At 61.6% G+C, this 22,051-nt stretch carries 19 protein-coding genes; 7 read left to right on the top strand and 12 right to left on the bottom strand.

Annotation, left to right across the window (positions count from 1 at the left end):
• Positions 1 to 453: 453 nt before the first annotated feature.
• The 11 genes from ACYQ47_RS16315 to ACYQ47_RS16265 form a co-directional block, all read right to left on the bottom strand.
• Complete coding sequence (locus ACYQ47_RS16315) at positions 454 to 1,905, bottom strand: MFS transporter (RefSeq protein ID WP_459905992.1); 1,452 nt, start codon at positions 1,903 to 1,905, stop codon at positions 454 to 456.
• Positions 1,906 to 2,236: 331 nt separating this feature from the next.
• Complete coding sequence (locus ACYQ47_RS16310; protein ID WP_459905991.1) at positions 2,237 to 3,043, bottom strand: shikimate dehydrogenase family protein; 807 nt, start codon at positions 3,041 to 3,043, stop codon at positions 2,237 to 2,239.
• Complete coding sequence (locus ACYQ47_RS16305; RefSeq protein WP_459905990.1) at positions 3,040 to 4,047, bottom strand: Gfo/Idh/MocA family protein; 1,008 nt, start codon at positions 4,045 to 4,047, stop codon at positions 3,040 to 3,042. The genes ACYQ47_RS16310 and ACYQ47_RS16305 overlap by 4 nt, the downstream gene beginning before the upstream one ends.
• A gap of 26 nt (positions 4,048 to 4,073) precedes the next feature.
• Positions 4,074 to 5,030 carry an electron transfer flavoprotein subunit alpha/FixB family protein gene (locus tag ACYQ47_RS16300; RefSeq protein WP_459905989.1) on the bottom strand — a complete coding sequence of 319 codons (957 nt, stop codon included), beginning with the start codon at positions 5,028 to 5,030 and terminating at the stop codon, positions 4,074 to 4,076.
• A 13-nt stretch (positions 5,031 to 5,043) separates the two neighbouring features.
• Positions 5,044 to 5,793: an electron transfer flavoprotein subunit beta/FixA family protein gene (locus tag ACYQ47_RS16295; RefSeq protein ID WP_459905988.1), complete on the bottom strand. Its 750-nt coding sequence runs from the start codon at positions 5,791 to 5,793 to the stop codon at positions 5,044 to 5,046.
• A 52-nt stretch (positions 5,794 to 5,845) separates the two neighbouring features.
• Entirely contained in the window at positions 5,846 to 6,805 is a 960-nt protein-coding gene (locus ACYQ47_RS16290) for an ABC transporter permease (protein ID WP_459905987.1), read from the bottom strand.
• A gap of 7 nt (positions 6,806 to 6,812) precedes the next feature.
• The gene (locus tag ACYQ47_RS16285; protein WP_459905986.1) at positions 6,813 to 8,312 is read right to left on the bottom strand and encodes a sugar ABC transporter ATP-binding protein; all 1,500 of its coding nucleotides are present in this window, start codon (positions 8,310 to 8,312) and stop codon (positions 6,813 to 6,815) included.
• Between the two features lie 17 nt (positions 8,313 to 8,329).
• Positions 8,330 to 9,349 (bottom strand): ABC transporter permease, encoded by a 1,020-nt coding sequence (locus ACYQ47_RS16280; protein ID WP_459905985.1) that lies wholly within the window; start codon positions 9,347 to 9,349, stop codon positions 8,330 to 8,332.
• Positions 9,346 to 10,425, bottom strand: coding sequence for a sugar ABC transporter substrate-binding protein (locus tag ACYQ47_RS16275; RefSeq protein WP_459905984.1), 1,080 nt, complete (start codon positions 10,423 to 10,425; stop codon positions 9,346 to 9,348). The genes ACYQ47_RS16280 and ACYQ47_RS16275 overlap by 4 nt, the downstream gene beginning before the upstream one ends.
• A gap of 125 nt (positions 10,426 to 10,550) precedes the next feature.
• Positions 10,551 to 12,224, bottom strand: coding sequence for a GMC family oxidoreductase (locus ACYQ47_RS16270; RefSeq protein ID WP_459905983.1), 1,674 nt, complete (start codon positions 12,222 to 12,224; stop codon positions 10,551 to 10,553).
• 92 nt (positions 12,225 to 12,316) lie between these two features.
• Positions 12,317 to 13,825 carry an aldehyde dehydrogenase family protein gene (locus tag ACYQ47_RS16265; protein ID WP_459905982.1) on the bottom strand — a complete coding sequence of 503 codons (1,509 nt, stop codon included), beginning with the start codon at positions 13,823 to 13,825 and terminating at the stop codon, positions 12,317 to 12,319.
• A gap of 305 nt (positions 13,826 to 14,130) precedes the next feature.
• On the opposite strand from ACYQ47_RS16265, the gene ACYQ47_RS16260 reads away from it, so the two are divergent.
• Complete coding sequence (locus tag ACYQ47_RS16260; RefSeq protein WP_459905981.1) at positions 14,131 to 14,814, top strand: TetR/AcrR family transcriptional regulator; 684 nt, start codon at positions 14,131 to 14,133, stop codon at positions 14,812 to 14,814.
• A 45-nt stretch (positions 14,815 to 14,859) separates the two neighbouring features.
• Here the strand turns inward: ACYQ47_RS16260 and ACYQ47_RS16255 are convergent, their stop codons facing one another.
• A complete protein-coding gene (locus ACYQ47_RS16255; protein WP_459905980.1) occupies positions 14,860 to 16,404 on the bottom strand; it encodes an acyl CoA:acetate/3-ketoacid CoA transferase in 1,545 nt (514 codons plus the stop codon).
• A gap of 201 nt (positions 16,405 to 16,605) precedes the next feature.
• Here ACYQ47_RS16255 and ACYQ47_RS16250 point away from each other — a divergent pair, with 201 nt between their 5' ends.
• Genes ACYQ47_RS16250 through ACYQ47_RS16225 form a run of 6 tightly spaced genes read left to right on the top strand, consistent with a single transcriptional unit; the run spans position 16,606 to position 21,906 of the window.
• Positions 16,606 to 17,751, top strand: a complete 1,146-nt coding sequence (locus ACYQ47_RS16250; RefSeq protein ID WP_459905979.1) for an acyl-CoA dehydrogenase family protein — start codon at positions 16,606 to 16,608, stop codon at positions 17,749 to 17,751.
• Positions 17,748 to 18,527 carry a 3-ketoacyl-ACP reductase gene (locus tag ACYQ47_RS16245; RefSeq protein ID WP_459905978.1) on the top strand — a complete coding sequence of 260 codons (780 nt, stop codon included), beginning with the start codon at positions 17,748 to 17,750 and terminating at the stop codon, positions 18,525 to 18,527. The genes ACYQ47_RS16250 and ACYQ47_RS16245 overlap by 4 nt, the downstream gene beginning before the upstream one ends.
• 8 nt (positions 18,528 to 18,535) lie before the next feature.
• On the top strand, positions 18,536 to 19,705 hold the full coding sequence (locus ACYQ47_RS16240; RefSeq protein WP_459905977.1) for a dihydrodipicolinate synthase family protein: 1,170 nt from the start codon (positions 18,536 to 18,538) through the stop codon (positions 19,703 to 19,705).
• A 2-nt stretch (positions 19,706 to 19,707) separates the two neighbouring features.
• A complete protein-coding gene (locus ACYQ47_RS16235; protein WP_459905976.1) occupies positions 19,708 to 20,127 on the top strand; it encodes a Dabb family protein in 420 nt (139 codons plus the stop codon).
• Entirely contained in the window at positions 20,042 to 20,893 is an 852-nt protein-coding gene (locus ACYQ47_RS16230) for a sugar phosphate isomerase/epimerase family protein (RefSeq protein WP_459905975.1), read from the top strand. Before ACYQ47_RS16235 ends, ACYQ47_RS16230 begins: the two co-directional genes overlap by 86 nt.
• Before the next feature lie 32 nt (positions 20,894 to 20,925).
• Positions 20,926 to 21,906 carry a Gfo/Idh/MocA family protein gene (locus tag ACYQ47_RS16225; RefSeq protein WP_459905974.1) on the top strand — a complete coding sequence of 327 codons (981 nt, stop codon included), beginning with the start codon at positions 20,926 to 20,928 and terminating at the stop codon, positions 21,904 to 21,906.
• Positions 21,907 to 22,051 lie beyond the last annotated feature (145 nt).

The following is a 22,051-nucleotide window of genomic DNA, read 5'->3' as shown; positions in this document are numbered from 1 at the left end:
GATGGCGCTCGTGTAGACGTCAATATGGGGCGACGGAGCTGGACGTCTGCTTCTATCGACCGAAACGCAACGCTCTGAGCCTACGGAAACGGCGTCCCGCAACTTCGACCGGAACTATTCTGATCGCTCGCGGAGCCGTGGCTTCGCAAAATCCTGTCGTTTCCTGTGACACCGTTACGCATGCGGCGGATCACCCGAAGCAAATTCGCCGCGGTTGGGTCCGACCATGCACGTCGCGAAACATTAGGCCGCGCTGTGGGATGGCCGTCTGCGCCACCAACCCGTATTCGGTTAGATGGCGCAGCAATTCAGCTTGGACAGCGCAGCGAACGTTCCGAGTTCCGGATGAACGACACTAAACCCGGCGCGCGGGTTTGTGGCCGTCGCGCGTTACCCCACATCGCTGCGCTGCTTGCTTCCGCCGGGCGTACTAAGACAAGCTGCCGGCCTGCTTCAATCTCTTGCTGATTTTGAATTTGCGATCGGCACCATTGGCCGCTCCGCTTTGGCCAGTCTCGCATCGGCCAAGGTCTGCGTCCGTATCCGCCGGTATTGCGGCTCGTCAACGGGCACGGCACCCGGCTTGCCCAGATCGTTCAAGTGCATGCGGTACGTTTCTCGTGCGCTCAGCGCCGCGAGCGCCGCGATGATCGTCGCCACTAATGTGATGGTGCCGACTGTGAGCGGAATGCTGGCCGACCCTCCCGGCGGCGCCACGGCGACAAACAGCGCAGGCAGCAGCGCCGCGATGGTAATCCCGACGTTATGCCCGATCGCCACCCCAGTGACCCGATTGCGAGTGCGGAATAACTCGGGATAGAAACTTGGGAAGATAGCGTTGAAACCCTGGTAGGCGACGCCCCACATCAGCAGCGCCATGATGATCGCCAGTGGCGTGCTATGGATGCTGATGGAATAAAGATAGCCGAACGAAAGGAGGCCGGAGCCGAGTGCACCGACGATCGCCGGAATTCTCCGGCCGATTCTGTCCGACAAGTTGCCGACAAAGGGAATCAGGATCACCGCCAAGATGTTGCCGAGCACTGGAATCCACAGGTAGACGTCCGCACGGAAGCCGATACCGTAGGCCGGCTGCACCGCATAGGCAGCGCCGAAGATCGTCGCCACCACAGGAATGACCGTCGTCAATGACATGCAGGCAACGCGCAAGATATCGGCCCAACTGTCGGTAAAGGCATGGACGATTGGCGACTTGGCAATCTCGCCCTGCTGATCTTCCTCGACAAAGGCCGGCGTTTCATCGACATCGCGTCGAATGAAATAACCCGCGACGATGATAAAGAAACTCAAGATGAAAGGTATGCGCCAGCCCCAGACAGTGAACGCGTCCGTCGGGATGAAATGCGCGAGGGGCAAGAATACCGCCGCAGCCAATACCTGGCCAGCCTGTACACCTTGCAGCGTGAAGCTCGCGAAAAAGCCACGCCGGCCGAACGGGGCGTGCTCCAGAACCATTGAGCTTGCACCCGCAATTTCTCCGGCTACAGCGAACCCCTGAATCAGGCGCATGGCGACCAATCCGATCGGTGCCCACAGCCCCACCTGTTCATAGGTCGGCAGCAGGCCGACGGCCATGGTCGAAAAGCCCATCATGAACATACAGAGAATCAGCACGTACTTGCGGCCGTGCGTGTCACCCAAGTGACCGAGTACGAGCGCCCCAATCGGACGCGCCACATAGCCGACACCGTAGGTCGCCAGCGAGGCGATGATGGCGATCTTGGGATCGCTCTTTGAAAAGAAGATCTGCGGGAAGATCAATGATGCTGCCGTAGCGTAGATGAAGAAGTCGTAATACTCCAGCATCGAGCCGATCCAACCGCTGGCGGCGGCTTTCTTCGACTGATGCCTGCCTTTCGGCTCGTTATTCCGTTGGTGGGCCATGTGTGTCTCCGGGTTGATAGGCCGCCTTGTCGTACCGTCGCTAGCTTGCGTGAAAGACGGTTAGCGCGATCGCGAGATGACGTCAGTAGTGCGTATGACCTGTGTGATGACAATCTATTTCGAAGAGCGAGTATCTGCTCAGCTTTTTCTGCTGGCTTCAACTCGCCTCCATCCGGGAATAAAGCTCGTCAACTTTCTTAATTTCGAACCCACCGGATAGTTACTTATAGCTTATTCTATGCCCGGTTTGCCAATCGATCAAAGCGGGTTTTCCCGCGTGCTGCTATGCGACGTTGGGCTTTTTCCGCCTTGGCAGGGGTGCGCCTGAATGTTATGCCGGAGCGATCAGATCCAGAAATGCCGTCATCGCTTCGACTGAATTCTCGAGCAAGTAACGGCCGGGGTGCACGGCAAGGCCACGTGCCTTCGCGCTTTCCAAAAGGCGTGTTTCTGCCGGTTTCATGATCAGGTCAGCGATGACTGCATGTGGCGCGGCCTCAGCCAGATCGATCGGCACGGGGTCGTCGGGGCGCATCCCGCACGGCGTCGCATTGACGACAAGATCATGCTTTGCTTGGGCGCACGCCTGGCCTTCGCCGATGACCGTTTCGCTCCCACGCGCCCGCAAAGCCCACGCGAGCCGCTGCAACGACATCGCATTAGTATCGAAAAGATCGAGCGAGGCGATGCCTGCATCGATCAACGCATGCGCTACTGCCACGCCCGCTCCGCCTGTACCGACTATCAGTGCGGACTTACCTCGCACGATGTGTTGGCGCCCTTGCAAACCCTTGACGAAGCCAACCCCATCGAACATCGCACCGCTCCACGACCCATCGGCTTCACGGCGTAGACAGTTGACCGCGCCCGTTTGCTGCGCCGCGTCCGATAACTGCGTGGCATACGCGGTCGCATGCAACTTGTGTGGCACCGTCACGACCACGCCGGCGAGGTTGGCTACGCCGCGCAGCCCTTCGAGGACCCTCTCGAGGTTGGTTGCCGGCACATGAAACGGTACGAGCGCCGCGTTCACCCCATGCCGTTCGAACAAGGCATTGAAGAGTTGCGGGGATTTCGCCTGTGCAATGGGATCGCCCAGAATCGCGACGATCCGTGTTTCTCCGTCTATGTGTGTCACTGCCGGTGTCCTTTGCTGGTGGTGATGCGCTCGATCAGTCGCTGCACGCGCAGCGCGTCGTCGCCAGTTATCAATGGAGCGCGATCCTCACGGATGGCGGCGAAAAAGTCCCTCAACAGATCGCGATGGGCCGTGTGCGCAAAGTCCATGGGCTTCGCACCAAACCCGGACGACGAAGGGTCACTGAAGTCATCCACACGGCCGTCTTGAAAGAACACCCGCAGGTGTCCGCCGTCGAGCACCGCCGTCGCGTTTGCGCCGATCAGTTCAATGCGCTCAGGAAAGCCGGGAAACGCCGCCGTCGTCGCAAGGACTTGACCGGCAGCACCGCTCTCGAATGTGAGTGCGGCGCTCGCGAGGTCTTCCGCTTCCATCGAATGCAGCGTGGTCGTGGCGGTTGCCGCTACAACCGATGACACGTCGCCTGCCAGCCACATCAGGATGTCAAGTGAGTGAATGGCCTGCGTCATCAATACGCCGCCACCGTCACGCGCATACGTACCGCGTCCGGGCTCATCGTAGTAGGACTGCGGTCGCCACCAGCGCGGATCGACACCCGCATAGGCGAGCGGCCCGAGTGCGCCACTCTCGGCCAACGCTGCGAGCCGCTGGACAGCGGGACGGAAGCGATTCTGGAAGACGACGCCGAGCTTCACGCCGGCCTCTCGACAGACCTGGACCGCCCGTTGCGCGCGAGCTATCGATATATCAAGCGGCTTTTCGAGCAGTACATGCTTGCCTGCGGCAGCGGCCTGTTCGACGAGTTCGAGATGCGTATGCGGCGGAGTGAGCACCAGAACGCCATCGACGCTCGACTCGCTCAACACGGCGTCGATCGACTTACCAACAGGAAAGCCGTAGGTGCTGGCGAAGGGTTCAATCCGTTCCGGCGAACGACCGACCACACCGACCACGTCTACTTCGTCATTGAGTTCGCTCAGGGCAAGCGCGTGAGGGGTGGCCGCCAGGCCGGCGCCTACGATCGCGATTCGGGTTTTGCTCATCCGTGTATGTCCTCGAAGACGATCGTTCAGATGAGCGCCGTCAACTCGGGAACCGCTTCGAACAGATCCTGAGCCAGACCATAGTCCGCCACGCTGAAAATCGGCGCTTCCAGGTCCTTGTTGATCGCGACGATCACCTTGCTGTCCTTCATGCCGGCCAGATGCTGGATTGCGCCCGAAATGCCGACAGCTACATACAGCTGCGGCGCGACGATCTTGCCGGTTTGGCCGACTTGATAGTCGTTCGGAACGAAGCCCGCATCGACTGCGGCGCGCGATGCGCCCAACGCCGCGCCAAGCTTGTCGGCCAACGGTTCGAGCACCTTCGTGTAGTTCTCCCCGTTGCCGAGGCCACGTCCACCCGACACGATGATTTTTGCACTCGTCAATTCCGGTCGATCGAGTTGCGTCAACTCACGGCTCACGAACTGCGAGATGCCCGCGTCTCCCGGCGCGTTAATCGTATCTACCGTTGCGGTGCCGCCTTCGGCCGCAGCCGCGTCGAATCCGGTCGTGCGCACCGTGATCACCTTGACCGGATCGGACGATTGCACCGTCGCGATCGCATTTCCCGCGTAGATCGGACGTTCAAACGTATCCGCACCATCCACCGCCGTGATATCGCTGATCTGCGCGACGTCCAGATGAGCAGCAATACGCGGAGCGATGTTTTTGCCGTACGCAGTAGCGGGCGCCAGGATGTGGGAGTAGTCCTTTGCCGGGTCTCGCACCAGCATCAGCACCGTACCTTCCACGTTTTCTGCCAGTCCTTCGGCAAGTTGTGGCGCGTCGGCTAACAACACCTTCGTCACGCCCGCAATCTTCACGGCCGCCTCGGCCGCACTGCGTGCATCGTGGCCCGCCACCAAAACGTGAACGTCCTGTTCGCTGAATGTCGCAATCACCGCGGCAGCGGCCACCGTATTAAGCGTCGCCGCTTTGAGCGACGCGTTGTCATGTTCCGCAATCACCAGAATCGTCATTTTGTGCGTCTCCTTACAGGACCTTGGCTTCGACTTTGAGCTTCTCGACCAGCGTCTTTACGTCCGGCACGAGCACGCCGGCGGAGCGCTTCGGCGGCTCGACGACCTTCAGCGTTTTCAGGCGCGGCGCGACGTCGACGCCGAGATCAGCGGGTGTCAAAGTCTCAAGCGGCTTCTTCTTTGCCTTCATGATGTTGGGCAGCGTCACGTAGCGCGGCTCGTTCAGGCGCAGATCGGCGGTTACCACCGCCGGCAACGTCAGCGACAGCGTTTCAGCGCCCCCATCAACTTCACGCGAGACCGTCGCCTTGCCATCGGCCACGACGACCTTCGAGGCAAACGTTGCTTGCGGCAAGCCGGCCAATGCGGCCACCATCTGCCCGGTTTGATTCGAATCGTCGTCGATGGCCTGCTTGCCAAGGATCACAAGCTGCGGTTGCTCTTTGTCGATCAGCGCCTTCAAAATCTTCGCGACGGCCAGCGGCTGCAAGTCATCGGCCGACTCAACCAGAATCGCGCGATCCGCGCCAATGGCCAGCGCGGTGCGCAGCGTCTCCTGACATTGCGCCACGCCGCAGGAGACCGCCACCACCTCGGTCGCCACACCCGCCTCACGCAAGCGTACAGCTTCTTCAACCGCGATCTCATCAAACGGATTCATCGACATCTTCACGTTCGCGATATCAACGCCGCTGCCATCCGACTTCACGCGCACCTTGACGTTGTAGTCGACCACCCGCTTTACCGTCACCAGAATCTTCATGTGCAACCTCTTCCTTCAACAATAGCCCGCACGATACGGGCCGGATCGAAACTCACTTGATAATCAACACCTTCGAGCGATCGAAAGCAACCGTTACCGCGACGATCAAAATTAGCCCGAACACAATCTGCTGCGCGAACACGCTGATGCCGACGAACGTCATGCCCACCCGTGCCACCGACACCAGAAGCGCGCCGACCAGCGTCCTGCCGATACCACCGGCGCCACCCGTCAACGCCGTGCCGCCGACGATCACTGCAGCGATGGCCGGGAGCAGAAACTGGTCCGCCAGCGTAGGCGAACCGCTTCCCAGCCGCCCCGCCATCACGACCCCCGCCAGCCCCGCGAAGAACGACGACGTTCCGAACACGAGGCATTTGGTCACCGACACGCGCACGCCCGATGCAATCGCCGCCGGTTCGCCGGCGCCAATCGCATCGGTTCGCCGGCCGAACACCGTCGAGCGATGCAGGAACACGCAGAAAGCGAACACCGCGACGCCGAGCAGGATTTCGTGGGGCACCCCGAACGAGGAGCCAGTGGTCCAGCCGAGCGACGCATTGCGCATCTCATCACTGATACCGATAGAGCGAGTACCGGAAAGCGTCAACGCCGCCGCCGAGGCAATCCCGCCCACCGCCAAGGTCGCGATGAAAGACGGAATCCGCAGCACCGTCTGGATCACGCCGGAAAGCAGACCAATGCCGAACGATGCCGCGAGCGCGACGACAGCCGCCATCGCGCCATAGCGCGGCAGCAACATCGCGACGATCACGCTCGACAACGACGCCACCGCCTGCAGAGAGAGATCAATACTGCCGAGCAACACGACGAACGTCGTGCCGGCGGCCATGATAAAAAGCGTCGAACTGTCGGCGAGCAGGCCGAGTTGCGTCGACGGAGCGAGAAAGCTCGGCTGTGCGACTTCAATTAGCACGTACAGCACGATGAGCGCGAGGAAGGGCGCGTTGTCGCGCAGCTTCGCCGCGATAGGTGTGTTGAGTTGTGGCATGTTGACCTCAGACCATGTGTTCGACGATCTCGACCTGCGAGGGTTTGTGACCCACTTCGCAAGGGAGAATCCTCTCAGCGCGGCCGTCACGCATGACCATCACGCGATGACTGAGCCCTAGAATCTCTTCGAGCGTGTCGCCCGTCAGCACGACTGCGACGCCTTCCGCCGTCAGTTCGCGGATGAGCTGATAGACCTCCTCTTTGGCGCCGACATCCAGACCGCGCGTCGGGTGATCGAGCACGAGAATCCGGCTGCCTGCGAAGCGCCACTTGGCGAGCACCACCTTCTGCTGATTTCCGCCCGAGAGATTGCGACACGATGCGTCGGGCCCCGGCGTCTTGATGTGCAAGCGCCGGATCCAGTCGTTGGCGAGCGCGCGTTCACTGGACTTGCGCACCACGCCGGCGCGGCTGACTGCGCCGAGCCGAGGCAGCGTAAGGTTCTGCGCGACGCTCATCTGCGTGACCAGTCCTTCGACCTTGCGCTCACGCGGAACGTATCCGATGCCGAGAGACACCGCGTGATTCGCCTGTGGCTTGAGTCGCGTGTTACCCACCATCACCTCGCCGCGATCGAGACTCTCCAGGCCCGCAATCACCCGGCACAGCTCCTCGCGCCCGGACCCGACCACGCCCGCCACGCCGAACACTTCGCCGCAGCGAACATCGAAGGAAACGTCGTTGAGCACGTGACCAAGCGTTGCGTTTCGGACCGACAGCGCCACTTCCGCGCGGCACGGTTTCTGCAGGTTCTCGCGGTAGTACTCGCTGTGCAGCGAGCGGCCGACCATCAGCTCATGCAGCTTTGCCACTGACGCCGTTCCCGAAGCCATCTCGGATACGACCTTCCCGTCCTTCATCACATACACGCGATCGCTCAGTGACAGCAATTCATCGAGCCGATGGGAAACGAACACGAACGATGCACGCGACTTCAACTCACGCACGAGGCCGAACAGGATTTCGATCTCCCCGGCTTCGAGCACGGACGTGGGCTCATCGAGCAGGATGATCGGCGTGGCCCCAATGCGGCTCGCGAGCGACAATGCTCTCGCCAGTTCCACCATCTGCCGCTGGCCAAACGACATGTCCTCGCACAGCGTCATCGGATCAACGTCCAGATGCACCGTGGCAAGCTCCTTCTTTGCGGCGCGCTTGAGCTTCGTCCAGTTCACACGCCCGAGCGTGACGAACTGTTCTTCGCGCCCCAGAAACAGGTTCTCCGCAACCGTCAGGTTCGGCAGGATCGACTGCTCCTGATAGACCATCGCGATGCCTTTGGACGTCGCGTCGCGCGGGTTGCGGATCACGAGCGGCTTGCCGCCGAGTTCGATCTGGCCCGCGTCCTGGCGGTACGCGCCGGTTAATAGCTTCATCAGCGTGGACTTGCCCGCGCCGTTCTCGCCGATCAAGCCGACGATTTCATTCGGCCGGACTTCGATCGATACACTGTCCAGCGCAAGCACGCCCGGAAAGCGCTTGGTGACGTTCTTAAGTGAAAGCATGTCTATTCTCCTCACGCTCACTTGACGATGCGCCGGCGCGAGCGATTCAGCGCGAGCGTCACGGCGGCGATGATCAACACGCCCTGGATGCCTTGTTGCACATAGGGCGGGACACCGAGCAACACCATCCCGTTGCCGAGCACGATCACGATCAGTGTGCCGATCAGCGTGTTCATCGGCGTGCCATTGCCGCCTGCGAGCGACGTTCCGCCCACCACGATCGCGGTAATCGCAACGAAGAGCTGGCCGTCGGCGATGCGCGCATGGCCCTGGCCGAATTGCGCCACGGCGAGGATGCCCGCAACGCCATAGAAAGCCCCGGCCAGCGCGAATATCGCAATGCGCACGCGCGAAACCCGCACGCCGCTCAGTCGCGCCAGATCCTCGCCACCGCCGATCGCCAGCGTGTGACGGCCAAGCAGCGTGTGCTTGTAGACGAACCAGGCGACGCCGAGCATCAGCACCGCGATCCACACGGACAACGGCAACCCCAGGTAGCGTGTGATCGAGATGGCACGCAGCGAAGGGTCGCTCACACGGATCGTGTTCCCCGACAGCCATGCAGTCCCGATTCCAGTCGCGACAAAGCCGATCGCCAGCGTCGTGATGAAAGAAGGAATGCGCAGGAACACGTGCAGCACACCGTTGACGAGGCCCAACAGCGCGCCAGCGGCCAAGGCCACCGCCAGCACCCAGAGGCCGAAGTGGTTGTCGTTATACGAGTTCTCGACCAGCGTCGATACTGCGATCGCCGCTACCGCGACGATCCCCTCGGCTGACAAATCGATGCTGCCCAGTTGAATAACGAACGCCGCGCCGAGTGCGATGGTGAGCGGAATTGCGGCACCCACCGCAATCCGCGACAGGTTCATCGGATCGAAGAAGTCGTGATTCAACGCGCCGATGCAAAGACCGAGCGCCACCAATACGAGCAACGGTGCAAAACGCCGCACGAGTGCTTGCTTCGATACGATTGGAGTCCCGGTTGTTTTCGTGGATGTGGCCTGCCGGGTGGGCGCTGCGGTCAGCTTGTTCATCGATACACCACCGGACCCGCGACGCGGGCATAGAGGTTGTTCCAATCGACACTCGGCGCGCTCGCGCGCTTCATGACGTCCTGGATGTTCGCCTTGGTCACGAACGTGGCCTTGCAGTACGACTCGCGGCGGTCTTTCGGCAGCGTCGCCACATCGATCTTTTTCTGCTTCGCCTGCAGACCCATCGACAGGCCGATGCCGCCCAGCCAGTACGGGTCCCAATCGACCGACGCGATCAGCTCACCCGCCTTGATCGCGCTGAGTCCGGGCGGCGTGCCGTCCATTCCGGTCACCGGCATCTGGCCGGCAAGACCTTCCGCGCGCAGCGCCTCGATCGCGCCGAGCGCCATGTCGTCGTTCGCGGCCCATACGCCCTTGATCTTCGCGTTGAAACGCGTCATCCAGGCTTGCATGATCGGGAACGCCTTCTGCGAATTCCAGTCGGCGACTTGGAAGTCGAGCAACTGGATGTCGGGGAATTTCTTCAGCGCGGCGTCGAGACCGGCCTTGCGTTCGATCGCCGGCACATTGCTGAAAATGCCGCCGAGCGCGACGACGCCGCCCTTGCCGCCCATCGCCTTGAACAATTGCGTCGCGGCTTCCTCGCCGTAGGCCACGCCGTCATAGGAAAGATGCGCGACATAGTTCGGGTTGTGGTCCCACGGATGCAGGTCTTTCGGCTTGTTCCAGATCGTGGTGACGTAAGCACCTGCCTTCGAGCAGGCTTCGACGATCACGCGGGCGTCGGCGGAATCGTTCGGATCGACGTTGAGCACGAGGTTGCCGTTGGTCCTTTGCAGCAGCGCACGAATATCGGCGATGCCCTTCTCCGAGCTTCCTTCGGTCGTCAGAGGCACGTACGGCAGGCCCACGCTTGTCGCGAAGGCCTGTGCACCTTTGTTAAAGGCCGCGTGATACGGGTTGGTGAGCGAGCGGAAGGAACAGGCAAGCGTGGTCTGGTCCGCGCCGAGCGACAGACGCGAGAGACCGCCGCCGGCCACGGCAAATGCCGCGCCCGCGCCAAGCTTGATGAAGTCACGGCGTGAAAAGGCCGGGCAGCGTTCGTGTTCGGACATGGTGTCTCCTGCAGTTAGTGGGCATGCGCCCTTGTTGGTAAATAAATATGCAGATAGTTACTATATGAACTGTATGAAGATGGCGTCCGAGCCGGACGATCCCTGGCGTGCGCCTTGCGACCGTATTACGCCGCTGTCGTAGTGGCGACGCCCACTGAGCGCCCCGAATAGCCGGCCAGTTGACCGGCAACCGGCATCTGCTTCGCCACGCGTCCGCGAATTAAGTCCGAGGCTTTCTCCGCAATCATCAACGTCGGTGCATTGGTGTTCGAGCTGACGATACGCGGCATCACCGAAGAATCCGCGACACGCAGCCCTTCGATACCGCGCACCCGCAACTGCGGATCGACTACCGACATCTCGTCGACGCCCATCTTGCAAGTGCCGACCGGGTGATAGCCGGTACGTCCGTACTGCTGCGCATACTCCTCGTACTGCGCCTGCGTGCGCACGGTAGTTCCCGGGAAATGCTCGCACTTGATGTACTTGGAGAGCGCGTGCTGGCTCATGATTTCGCGGCTCTGGCGAATGCCTTCCACCGCGACCTTCAGGTCATACGGATCGCGAATGTAGGCGGGATCGATGATCGGCGCATCGGCGGCGTCGGCGCTGTTGAGCGTGACGCTGCCGCGGCTCTTCGGGCGCAGGAAGTAAGAGTTGAGCGTGCACCCCGAGCCGGAAAGAACCGGCGGCACACCAGCCTCGACTCCGGCGCCGGGCAGGAAGTGAAACTGCAGGTCGGGGGTCGGCACGCTGCTGTCCGAGTACCAGAATGCGCCGCCCTCGGCAATGTTCGACGTGACCGGTCCCTTGTTAAACATTTTGTATTCAAGGCCGGCGAGTAACATTAGGTGCTTCTTGGCGTACTTGTCGAGGCTGTAGGGGCCGTTCAGTTCGTACACGATATCGATGTCGAAATGATCCTGCAGGTTCTCTCCAACGCCATTGAGCACATGCAAGGGCTTCACACCTACGCGTTCGAGATCGATTGCGCGACCGATGCCCGAGAGCATCAGCAGCTTGGGCGAGCCGATCGCGCCGGCCGTCACGATCACTTCGCGCTCGGCCCGTGCAACCTCAACGTTCGAGCGCACGTTCTGATCAGCGAATTCAACGCCCACCGCGCGTCCATTTTCGATCACGATGCGCGACACCAGACAGTTCGTCTTGACGCTCAGGTTGCTGCGCGAGCGCGCCTCGCGAAGATAGCCGACCGCCGCGCTGCAACGCCGTCCGCCACGCTGCGTGACTTGATAAACCCCGACGCCCTCTTGCTGCGCGCCGTTGAAATCGCTGTTGTAGGGCAGGCCCGCTTCCTGGCCAGCCAGCACGAAGGCCTTGGTCACTTCATTGACGCTGATGAGGTCCGATACGCCGAGCGGTCCGCCCACGCCGTGATATTCGTTGCACAGGCGCTCGTTGTCTTCCATCCGGCGCAGATAAGGCAACACGCCGTCACGAAAGCCCCAGCCGGTGCAGCCGTCGCGCTCCCAGCCGTCATAGTCTTCCGGCTGGCCGCGGGTATAAACCATCGCATTGATCGAGCCGCCGCCGCCGAGCACACGGCCCTGCGCGAACGGAATCTGCCGGCGTTGCGTTTCCGCCGCCGCCGCCGTGCGATAGCCCCACGTCAACGGCCCGCCCGTCATCTTGAAGAAGCCGACCGGCATATGGATGTAGGGGTTCGTGTCGGCGGGGCCGGCCTCGAGTAACAGTACCCGGTTGCTGGCGTCTTCGCTCAGACGCGCGGCCAGCGCGCATCCCGCCGCGCCACCGCCCACGATCACATAGTCATACATTGCTGTCTCCGGTTTTTTGTTTCGTCGCCCGCTTTGCGTAGGCCGGCTTTTCCTGCGGCTCTTCGTGGCCGCTTCGTTGAAAGTAATTTAACTTACGCGATCCAGCGCGGTCGGTTACCAAGTTGGACATGCACTGACTTGAGCTCCGTGTATTCCTCGACGCCATAGCGCCCCGTCTCGCGGCCGATCCCCGATTGCTTGACGCCGCCGATTGGCAGCTCAGGGCCCCCGGTGATTGTGCAGTTGACCCAGATGCGCCCGGCCTGCACGTCGCGCAGGCTCTTGAACGCGCCTTGCAGATCGCGTGTCCAGATACTCGCTGCGAGCCCGTAAGGCACGCCATTCGCAAGCTGGATCGCCTGATCGAAGGTGTCGAACGCAGTGACCGAGAGGACCGGCCCAAAAATTTCTTCCTGCGCGAGCGTGCTGCTGGGTTGCACGTTGCGAAACACTGTCGGTTGAATAAAGTAGCGCTCGCCTTCGCTGCTTGTCGTGCCGCCGCAGACGAGCTGAGCGCCGTCGTGCGTACCTGCGTCGATGAAGCCGCGAATCTTCTCAAATTGACGCGCCTCGACGATCGCGCCGACGTGATTCGACGCATCCAGCGGGTCGCCGACACGCACCTTCGCGAGCACCGCCTGCACCCGCTCAAGGAGTTCCTGCTCGACCGAGCGGTGCACGACGAGCCGGCTGCCCGACACGCAGCACTGGCCCGCATTGAACGCAATGCCGAAGGCGATGGCATCGGCTGCATCGTCCAGATCGGCGTCGGCGAAAACGATCTGCGGATTCTTTCCGCCCAGTTCCAGCCCGACTTTCTTCATGTTTCCGCCGGCGGCAGTGAGCACCGAGCGGCCAACCGGCGTCGAGCCAGTGAACGAGATCATGTCGACGTCCATGTGTTCCGCGAGCGCTTGGCCGACCACGGAGCCGAGCCCCGTCACCACGTTGACGACGCCATCGGGCAGGCCGGCTTCGGTCAACAGCGCGGCGAGCTTGAGCGTAGTGCTGGACGTGAGTTCCGCGGGCTTGACGACCACCGTGCATCCCGCCGCAAGCGCAAACGGCAGGCGTTCCGAGAGAATGAAGAACGGGAAATTCCACGGCGTGACGATGCCCACCACGCCAACCGGCTGCCGCACGACCAGCCCGAACATATCGGGGCCGAGCGTGTCGTGCGAGTCGCCGTGCACGACACGGGCGAGGCCCGCGGCGTATTCCCAGATGCCTGCTGCCGCGGTGACTTCGCCGCGCGATTGGCCGATGGGTTTGCCACTTTCGAGCGTCTCGAGATAGGCGAGCGTTTCGACGTTATCGCGAATCAATTGTGCTGCCTTAAGTAGCACCGTTCCGCGCTGTTCGCCCGTGAGCTGCGACCAGCGGCCGTCATCAAAAGCGCGCCGTGCGGATCCGACCGCGAGGTCAAGGTCGCTGCTCGATGCACGCGTCGTAGTGGTTACTGGGACACCATGGCCGGGACTCTTGCGGGTCACCCACTCGATATTCGCGCCCGCATAGTCTTTGCCGTCGATGAACATCGGCGTGCGCACCGGCTGAGTGGGTAGGCGCAGCGTGGCTGCCAGTTCGCTCAAATCCGTCATTGCTGTCTCCAAATAATCAATTCGTTACGGTCGATGCTTAAAACCCATCGCATATCAAGCTTAAAAAATTCGGTCTATAGAAAGCATTTAGACACCATACAGTTACTTACAGATATCCAATTTTTTCGTTTATCGTCATAGATATGGCGCAAAAAACGTCGCCTATCTGCAACAAACCTAACGCTTTGATGCGCGGCTTCATTCTGCACCATCCGGTTACTTCCTGGCAACTATTTTTTGGTTTATAGTTACCGCCATGGCGTCGGCGAAATTGACGTCCCGATTCCCTCTTTTTCGACGACCCTATGACCCTTGAAACCATCCCCCAGAGTCGAGCAACAAAGGCCACCGAGGCGGCTGTCACGCGCCAGCCGCGGCAGCGAGACCCGGAGGTCACGCGCGCTCGCATTCTCGAGGCCGCGAAGAAAGAATTCTCGAAGTTCGGTCTCGCCGGCGCCCGCGTGGAAGCCATTGCAACGCGCTCCAAAGCCAACAAGCGGATGATCTATCACTATTTCGGCAGCAAGGAAGAGCTTTTCGTCGCTGTGCTCGAAGACGCTTACGCCGATATCCGCTCCGCCGAACTGAAGCTGAATCTCGATCATCTGTCGCCCGAGGACGCCATCATTGCGCTCACCACGCATACCTGGAACTACTACCTGCGAAACCCTGAGTTCATGACGCTCGTGAACAGCGAGAATCTTCATAAGGCACGCCACGTCAAGAAGTCCCAGCGGTTTCACGATCTGCACAAGGGTTTCATCTCTATGTTGCAGGGCATACTCGATCGCGGCGTTGAAGCGGGCGTGTTTCGAAGCGGCGTCGATGTACGGCAACTGCATATCACCATGGCTGCAATCGGCTACTACTATCTGACGAACCGCTTTACGAGCGGCGTGATCTTTGACATCGACTTCATGGACAAGGCCGCCCTGAAAAACCGCCTCGAGTTCAACATTGAGACCATCCTGCGGCTCGTGCGTCCCTGATATCCGCGGCGCATGGAGAGTGTGGACCGTCCATGCGCCGTGTTATCAGGCCACCTTTTCCTGCGGCGAGGACGCGTCCGGCTTCGTCCGCGCCAGTAATGCTTCATCAACGAGCGGGCGGAACGCCATGCGCGCCAACACATCGCGCTCGACATCGATCCCCTCCGCCACTTCGATCAGCCGCACGCCTTCTGTCTCGAGACGGAACACCGCGCGCTCGGTCACGTACAGCACTTCCTGATTGGTGCGGCGCGCCTGCTCGCCGCTGAACGTGATGTGCTGCACCCGCTCGACGAGCTTCGGCACGCTGCCCGGCGACACGATGTTCAGATGCGTGCCCACTTGTTCGACTGCCAGCCCTTTCGCTTCGAAGCTGCCGCAAAACACGATCTTGCGTGCGCCCTGCGTGATGTCGATGAAACCGCCCGGCCCTACCACCGTCGCGCCAAGCTTCGACACGTTGATATTGCCTTCGCCGTCCATTTCGCCCATGCCGAGGAATGAGACATCGACACCGCCACCGCTATAGAAGTCGAACTGATCGACGCTTGAGAGGATCGCGTCAGCGTTGCGCGCGGTACCGAACATCGGACCGTCGAGCATCGCCCCGTTGTGGATGCCCTGCTCCACCGAGCCCCAGAACGTGCCGAGCCGCCCTTGTTCCGCCAGCAAAGCGGGAATGCCGCCGGGAATGCCAAAACCGAAATTCGCCGACTGCCCCTCATGCAATTCGATCGCTGCCCGCGCGGCGATGATGCGGCGAATACCCGTCGGTACTTCATAAAAGCCCTCACCGATGGCGCATAACGCTTCGCCGCTCAACGCCGGATCGTAGTCCGACACCACGCATTGCACCTGCTCGGGCGTTTCGACGAGCGTATCGACCAGGATGCCCGGAACTCGCACAAGACGCGCCGGGACGTAGTCAGAAGGCTCACGCTCCTTCACCTGCACGATCACGCGGCCGTCGCTGTTGTGCGCGGCAAGTGCGGCGGCATAGACGTCGAGATCGGCGGGTTCGCGGCGCAGCGTCACATTGCCGCTCGAATCGGCCGACGAGCCTCGCACGACCGCGAAGTCCACTTTGAACGGCTTGTAGCGCAGAAATTCGCGCCCATCCAGTTCGATCAGCTCGACCAGGTCCTCAGTCGCACGCTCATTGATCTTGCCGCCATCGATACGCGGATCGACAAAGGTACGTAAGCCAACGTGTGTGACCAGACCCGGTCGGCCGGCGCCGATTTCCCGCAACAGCGTGGAAATCGCACCAGCGGGAAAGCTGTACGCCTCGAAGGCGTTTTCCTTCGCCAGTTTCTGCATCGCTGGCGCCCAACTCCAGTGGCCGCCAATCACGCGCTTAACCATCCCCGGGTGTGCAAAGCGCCCAAGTCCGCTGCCCTTCGCGTCGCCAATTCCGAGCGCGTGCACGAGCGTCAGATCGCGCGGATGCCCGGTCGCGAGAAACCGTTCTTCGAGCTTCGCCAGCACCGCGTCTGCTTCGAGGAGACCACCTCCGGAACCGGCCAGCGCAATCGTCGCGCCGTCAAAAATTTGCTCGACCGCGTCAGCAGCCGCCGTCCATTTGTTCACACTACCCTCCGTTCAAATCGGCCGCAAAACCCGTTGACAACGGCCCTGCGTTCGTTTTAAATAACCCACCAGATGGTTACATGCTGCGAATGGTGGCACATGAGACCTCTGAATTCAAGGCCTATCGCTTGGCGCTCGGGTTTACCTGAACCGGCGTGTTGCATCGCAAAATCAGGTACGACGATTACATACGGAGACAGCATGAGACTCTCGGAAACCCACGAGCAGATTCGTGACACGACGCGGCGCTTTGCACAGGAAGTGATTCGCCCCCTGGCAGAAGAACTGGACCGCGAAGAGCGCTTTCCAGCGGAGATCTACAAGCAGATGGGCGAACTCGGCTTGTTCGGCATCACGGTGCCCGAGGCATTCGGCGGCGCCGGGCTCGATGTCACGGCTTACGCGCTTGTGATGGAGGAATTGTCGCGCGGCTACGCGTCGGTGGCCGACCAGTGCGGACTGCTCGAGCTGGTGGGCACGTTGCTCAGCGTGCACGGCTCCGACGAACAGCGCGCGAAGTACATGGAACCGCTGTTGCGCGCCGAACTGCGGCCGGCATACTGCATTACCGAATCGGATGCGGGCACCGATGTGTCCGGCATTCGCACCACCGCAACGCGCACCGCCGAAGGATGGGAACTCAGTGGCGCGAAGCTCTGGATCCACAATGCGCCGGTCGCCGATCTTGCCTTCGTGCTCGCACGCACCGATCCAAGCGCCGGCAAGCGTGGCATGAGCATCTTCATCGTCGACTGTCACTCGGCGGGCGTGTCAAAGGGTCCGAAGGAACACAAGATGGGCCAGCGCGCATCGCAAGTGGGCGAGCTGCATTTCGAGCGCGTGAAGCTTCCCCATGACGCCTTGCTCGGCCAAGAAGGCCGTGGCTTTCACATCATGATGAGCGCGCTCGACAAGGGCCGCGTAGGCATCGCTGCACTGGCCGTTGGGATCGCGCAGGCGGGGTTGGAAGCTGCGCTCGAGTATGCGCAGACCCGCAAGCAGTTTGGCAGCCACATCGCCGATTTCCAGGGGGTCCAATGGATGCTCGCCGACATGGCGAAGGACATTCAGGCCGCGCGCCTGCTCGTGCACGACGCGGCTGAACGACTCGAAGCCGGCGACCGCGCGAGCATCGCCTGCTCGATGGCGAAATGCTTCGCCGGCGACACGGCGGTCAAGCACAGCGCGAACGCGGTGCAGATTTTCGGCGGCAGCGGTTACATTCGCGGCTACGAAGTCGAGCGACTCTACCGCGACGCAAAGATCACGCAGATCTATGAAGGCACGAACCAGATTCAGCGCACGATCATCGCTCGCGACCTGATCGCCAATGGAGCGCAGTTATGAGCGGCCGCCCTGTTGCACTCGTCACCGGCAGCCGGCGCGGCATCGGGCGGGCGATTGCGGTCGAACTCGGCCGCGCTGGCTTCGACGTCGCGCTGACGGACGCAGTGGCATCCGACGAGCTCGATCAGGCGGTCGTTGAAGTTGAACAGACCGATGCCCATGCAATCGCGGTCGTGTCCGATCTCGCCGATATCGGCGCGCATCGGGCCACGCTGCTTGATATCGAAGCGCGGCTCGGCGGACCGATCGATTGCCTCGTGAACAACGCGGGCGTATCGGTGATGTCGCGCGGCGATCTGCTCGACGTGACGCCCGAGAGTTTCGATCGCTGCATTGCCGTGAATACGCGCGGCACGTTCTTTCTGACCCAGACGTTCGCCAAACACTTTCTCGCCCGCGCGCAAGCCAGCGTCGCGCCTCATCCGAGTGTCATCACGATCACGTCATCGAACGCGGTCGCCGCGTCGCCTTTGCGCGCCGAGTACTGCGTGTCGAAGGCAGGCCTCTCGATGGCGAACACGCTGTTTGCGCTGCGCCTCGCCGAGAACGGCGTCGGCGTTTATGAAGTCCAGCCCGGCTTGATCGAAACCGAGATGACTGCGCCCTCCCGTGCGCGCTACGACGCCCAGATGGAACAGGGCCTCACGGCCATCAAGCGCTGGGGCACGCCTCAGGAAGTCGCGACCGCCGTGCGCACGCTCGCGACCGGCGGCTTGCCCTACAGCGTCGGACAGGCCATCCGTGTCGACGGCGGCCTTCTCGTAACCAAATACTGACCACGCATATGAACCCGACAATCAAGCTGCCGACGGCCCTCGGCATGATGGACAACTATCGCCTGCAAGGCACGCCGCTCGACGTTCGCGCGCCTTCACGGCCGTTCAACCGCATCGCCTACTCGGCAGCTCACGTCGTGGCCGATCCGCTTCGCGCCGGCGAACTAAATGCGGCGCCCGCCATCGATTGGGAACGCACGCTCGAGTACCGCCGCTACCTCATCAAGCAAGGCCTCGGTATCGCTGAAGCGATGGACACCGCGCAACGCGGCATGGGTCTGCCGTGGCACAGCGCACTCGAATTGATCACGCGCACAGTCGAAGGCACGCGCGATCTCCCCGGTGCGTTGATCGCATCGGGCTGCGGGACGGATCACGTCGCGCTCAATTCGATCACGAACTGCGAACAAGTGATCCGCGCCTACGCGGAACAGTTGGAAGCGGTACAACGCGTCGGCGGACGCGTCATTCTAATGGCAAGCCGCGCCCTCGCTCGTGTCGCACGTTCCCCAGACGACTACCGCCGCGTCTATCGCGAAGTGCTGGCGATGTGCGATCAACCGGTGATCCTGCACTGGCTCGGTGAGATGTTCGATCCTGAACTTGCGGGCTACTGGGGTGCGTCGGACTATGAAAGCGCGGCGCAGGTCTGCCTTGACGTGATCAGCACGAGCGTCGATCGCGTGGACGGCATTAAGATCTCGCTACTTGACGACGCCAAGGAAATCTCCTTCCGTCGTCAACTTCCGCCCACCGTGAAGATGTACACCGGCGATGACTTCAACTATCCGTCGCTCATCGCGGGAGATCAAGCAGGCTTTTCGCACGCGCTGCTCGGCATCTTCGATGCGATCGCGCCGGCCGCATCGCAGGCCCTCGATGCACTCGCCGGTGACGACCTCGAAACGTTCAACGCGCTGCTGGCACCGACGGTCCCCTTATCGCGCCATATTTTCCGGGCGCCGACGCAATACTACAAAACCGGCGTCGTGTTCCTTGCCTACCTCAACGGCTTCCAAGACCACTTCTTCATGCTTGGTGGTCATCACGGCATGCGCCCGCCTGCCTATCTCGCGGATGTTTTCCGCCTGGCTGATCAAGCTGGCCTGTTGCGTGATCCGGAAGATGCGGTCGAGCGTGTGCGCAAGGTCATGGCGTCGCTCGGCTGCGGAGAATGACCATGATCAGCTCAAAGGGGCCGGTGCGACACATCGTGTTATGTCGATTCCGCAGCGAAGTCACAGCTTCGAGTCGCCTCGTCTTTTTCGAGCAGATCCGACGGCTGGCGGAGATTCCGGATATCGCGTTTACGAATTTCCAGTGCGGACCGAACGTCTCGCCGGAAGGCTACGGCATGGACTTCGGCGATGGTTTCATGATGGACTTCGAGAGCCGCGACGCGTGCTTTGCCTACCTTGCCCATCCGACGCACCGCGCGATCGGCGCGCGGCTCATCGAAGCGCTGGAAGGCGGAGTCCGCGGGCTACTCGTCTTCGATATCACTCTGGACAATCATGAGAAACCTGCAGGGAAGACTCGACCTGTGCTCCGTCAACACCGCGACGCTCGCGCACCGCGAACCACTCAGCCGCACGATTGACCGGGTCGCCAGTGCGGGATTCGGCGGCATTGCGCCGTGGCGTCACGAAGTGGAGAAAGCGGACGTGGCGCAGATCGCCAAGCAGATTAAGGCGCTCGATCTGACCGTCAGCGGCTATTGCCGCTCCACCTATCTGCCAGCATCGACACGTGCGCAGTTCGCGGCGAACGTCAACGAGAACAAGGCCGCGTTGCGCGACGCTGCGACCCTCGGCGCACGCTGTTTCGTGATGGTGGTTGGCGGCTTGCCCGAAGGGAGCCGTGATTTGACCGGCGCACGCGAGCAGGTGTCAGACGGCATCGCTGAGTTGCTTGAAACCGCGCGCGATTGCGGCGTTCCGCTTGCGCTCGAGCCGCTACATCCGATGTACGCCGCCGACCGCGCCGTGCTCAACACGCTCGCGCAAGCACTGGACCTCTGCGATGCGCTCGATCCCGAGCGCTCCGGTTTTCTCGGCGTTGCCGTCGATGTGTACCACTGTTGGTGGGATCCGGCCTTGCAATCGTCGATCGCGGCGGCGGGACAAGCGAGCCGCATTCTTGCCTACCATGCCTGCGACTGGCTGCGCGAAACCCGCGACATGTTGCTCGACCGCGGCATGATGGGCGACGGCGTGGTCGACCTGCCCGCGATGCGAGAAAGCGTCGAGCGTGCCGGTTACGAAGGGCTGGTCGAAGTTGAGATATTCTCAAAGGAGAACTGGTGGCGCCGCGATCCGGATGAAGTGCTTCGCATTTGTGCTGAGCGGCTTCAGACGGTGTGTTGACGCACCTTTAGAACCATGCGAGGAAAACGACCATGCGCGAGCTGATCCGATGGGGCGTGCTCGGTGCCGCCAGAATCGCCAACAATTTTGTGGTGCCGGCCATCCAGCGCTCGAGCAACGGCCGCGTGGTCTGCGTGGCCGCCCGCGAGGGCGAGCGTGCAGCGGCTTTCGCTGCAAAACATGGCATACCTACCACGTGCGCAAACTATGATGAAGTTATCGCAAGCCAAGGGATTGACGCCGTGTACATCCCCTTGCCGACGGCCAGTCACTTCGAGTGGTGCCGAAAGGCGCTGCTTGCAGGTAAGCATGTGTTGTGCGAGAAGCCCATCGCAATGGATGCCGCCCAGGTTCGGGAACTCATCGCCTTGCGCGATGCGACCGGGCTCATGTGCGGCGAAGCGTTCATGGTCGCGCACCATCCGCAATGGGCGTTCGTGCGCGAACGGATCGCCGACGGGACGCTTGGCGAGCTTGAACTCGTAGGAGGCTCCTTCACCTACTTCAACGACGATCCCAAGGCGCTCAAGAACGACCTCGCGCTTGGCGGCGGCGGCGTGCGGGACATCGGCGTTTATCCAGTGGTGACGACGCGCATCGCGACCGGCATGGAACCGCTCTGGGTGCGTGCGGACATCACGATCGACCCGCGGTATGGCACTGACAAGCTCGCGATTTGCGATCTGACATTTCCAGGCTTCCGCCTGAACTTCTATTGCGGAACCCAACTCGCGCGGCGACAGCATATGGTTTTCCACGGCTCCAAGGGCTGGCTTTCCGTGGATGCGCCGTTCAATCCGGGCTTGTACGCCGGGGCGAGCATCAGGATTCGCACCGATCTGAGCGCAGAAGTCGAGACAATCGAGTTCGGCGAGGTCGATCAGTATCAGTTGATGGTGGAGAATTTCGCCTCGGTGCTACTCGGCCATAGCAAATCAATCGCATTCTCGCTCGAGAGCTCGCTCGGCAATCAACTCATCATCGACCAGATCCTCAGACAAGCGAGGTGCTAGCGTGCCCACGATGAAAGGCGAGACACGTACGATCGACGTGCAGGAGCTTCGAGCGGCGCGCGCTCTGGCCGCCGCGTGCGCCAATGCGGAGGACGCTTCTGTATGGCGATGGTTCTCCGCTCTATTAGAGGGCGGAAAGATTCGC

It is taken from the genome of Caballeronia sp. HLA56, assembly GCF_054655155.1.
This window is presented reverse-complemented; position numbering and strand designations above follow the sequence as displayed.

What these genes read in the sequence shown, in the direction of transcription:
- ACYQ47_RS16315 (WP_459905992.1), bottom strand. Translation starts at nt 1,905, where the DNA reads ATGGCCCACCAACGGAATAACGAGCCGAAAGGCAGGCATCAGTCGAAG.
- ACYQ47_RS16305 (WP_459905990.1), bottom strand. Translation starts at nt 4,047, where the DNA reads ATGAGCAAAACCCGAATCGCGATCGTAGGCGCCGGCCTGGCGGCCACC.
- ACYQ47_RS16300 (WP_459905989.1), bottom strand. Translation starts at nt 5,030, where the DNA reads ATGACGATTCTGGTGATTGCGGAACATGACAACGCGTCGCTCAAAGCG.
- ACYQ47_RS16295 (WP_459905988.1), bottom strand. Translation starts at nt 5,793, where the DNA reads ATGAAGATTCTGGTGACGGTAAAGCGGGTGGTCGACTACAACGTCAAG.
- ACYQ47_RS16290 (WP_459905987.1), bottom strand. Translation starts at nt 6,805, where the DNA reads ATGCCACAACTCAACACACCTATCGCGGCGAAGCTGCGCGACAACGCG.
- ACYQ47_RS16285 (WP_459905986.1), bottom strand. Translation starts at nt 8,312, where the DNA reads ATGCTTTCACTTAAGAACGTCACCAAGCGCTTTCCGGGCGTGCTTGCG.
- ACYQ47_RS16280 (WP_459905985.1), bottom strand. Translation starts at nt 9,349, where the DNA reads ATGAACAAGCTGACCGCAGCGCCCACCCGGCAGGCCACATCCACGAAA.
- ACYQ47_RS16275 (WP_459905984.1), bottom strand. Translation starts at nt 10,425, where the DNA reads ATGTCCGAACACGAACGCTGCCCGGCCTTTTCACGCCGTGACTTCATC.
- ACYQ47_RS16270 (WP_459905983.1), bottom strand. Translation starts at nt 12,224, where the DNA reads ATGTATGACTATGTGATCGTGGGCGGTGGCGCGGCGGGATGCGCGCTG.
- ACYQ47_RS16265 (WP_459905982.1), bottom strand. Translation starts at nt 13,825, where the DNA reads ATGACGGATTTGAGCGAACTGGCAGCCACGCTGCGCCTACCCACTCAG.
- ACYQ47_RS16260 (WP_459905981.1), top strand. Translation starts at nt 14,131, where the DNA reads ATGACCCTTGAAACCATCCCCCAGAGTCGAGCAACAAAGGCCACCGAG.
- ACYQ47_RS16250 (WP_459905979.1), top strand. Translation starts at nt 16,606, where the DNA reads ATGAGACTCTCGGAAACCCACGAGCAGATTCGTGACACGACGCGGCGC.
- ACYQ47_RS16245 (WP_459905978.1), top strand. Translation starts at nt 17,748, where the DNA reads ATGAGCGGCCGCCCTGTTGCACTCGTCACCGGCAGCCGGCGCGGCATC.
- ACYQ47_RS16240 (WP_459905977.1), top strand. Translation starts at nt 18,536, where the DNA reads ATGAACCCGACAATCAAGCTGCCGACGGCCCTCGGCATGATGGACAAC.
- ACYQ47_RS16235 (WP_459905976.1), top strand. Translation starts at nt 19,708, where the DNA reads ATGATCAGCTCAAAGGGGCCGGTGCGACACATCGTGTTATGTCGATTC.
- ACYQ47_RS16230 (WP_459905975.1), top strand. Translation starts at nt 20,042, where the DNA reads ATGAGAAACCTGCAGGGAAGACTCGACCTGTGCTCCGTCAACACCGCG.
- ACYQ47_RS16225 (WP_459905974.1), top strand. Translation starts at nt 20,926, where the DNA reads ATGCGCGAGCTGATCCGATGGGGCGTGCTCGGTGCCGCCAGAATCGCC.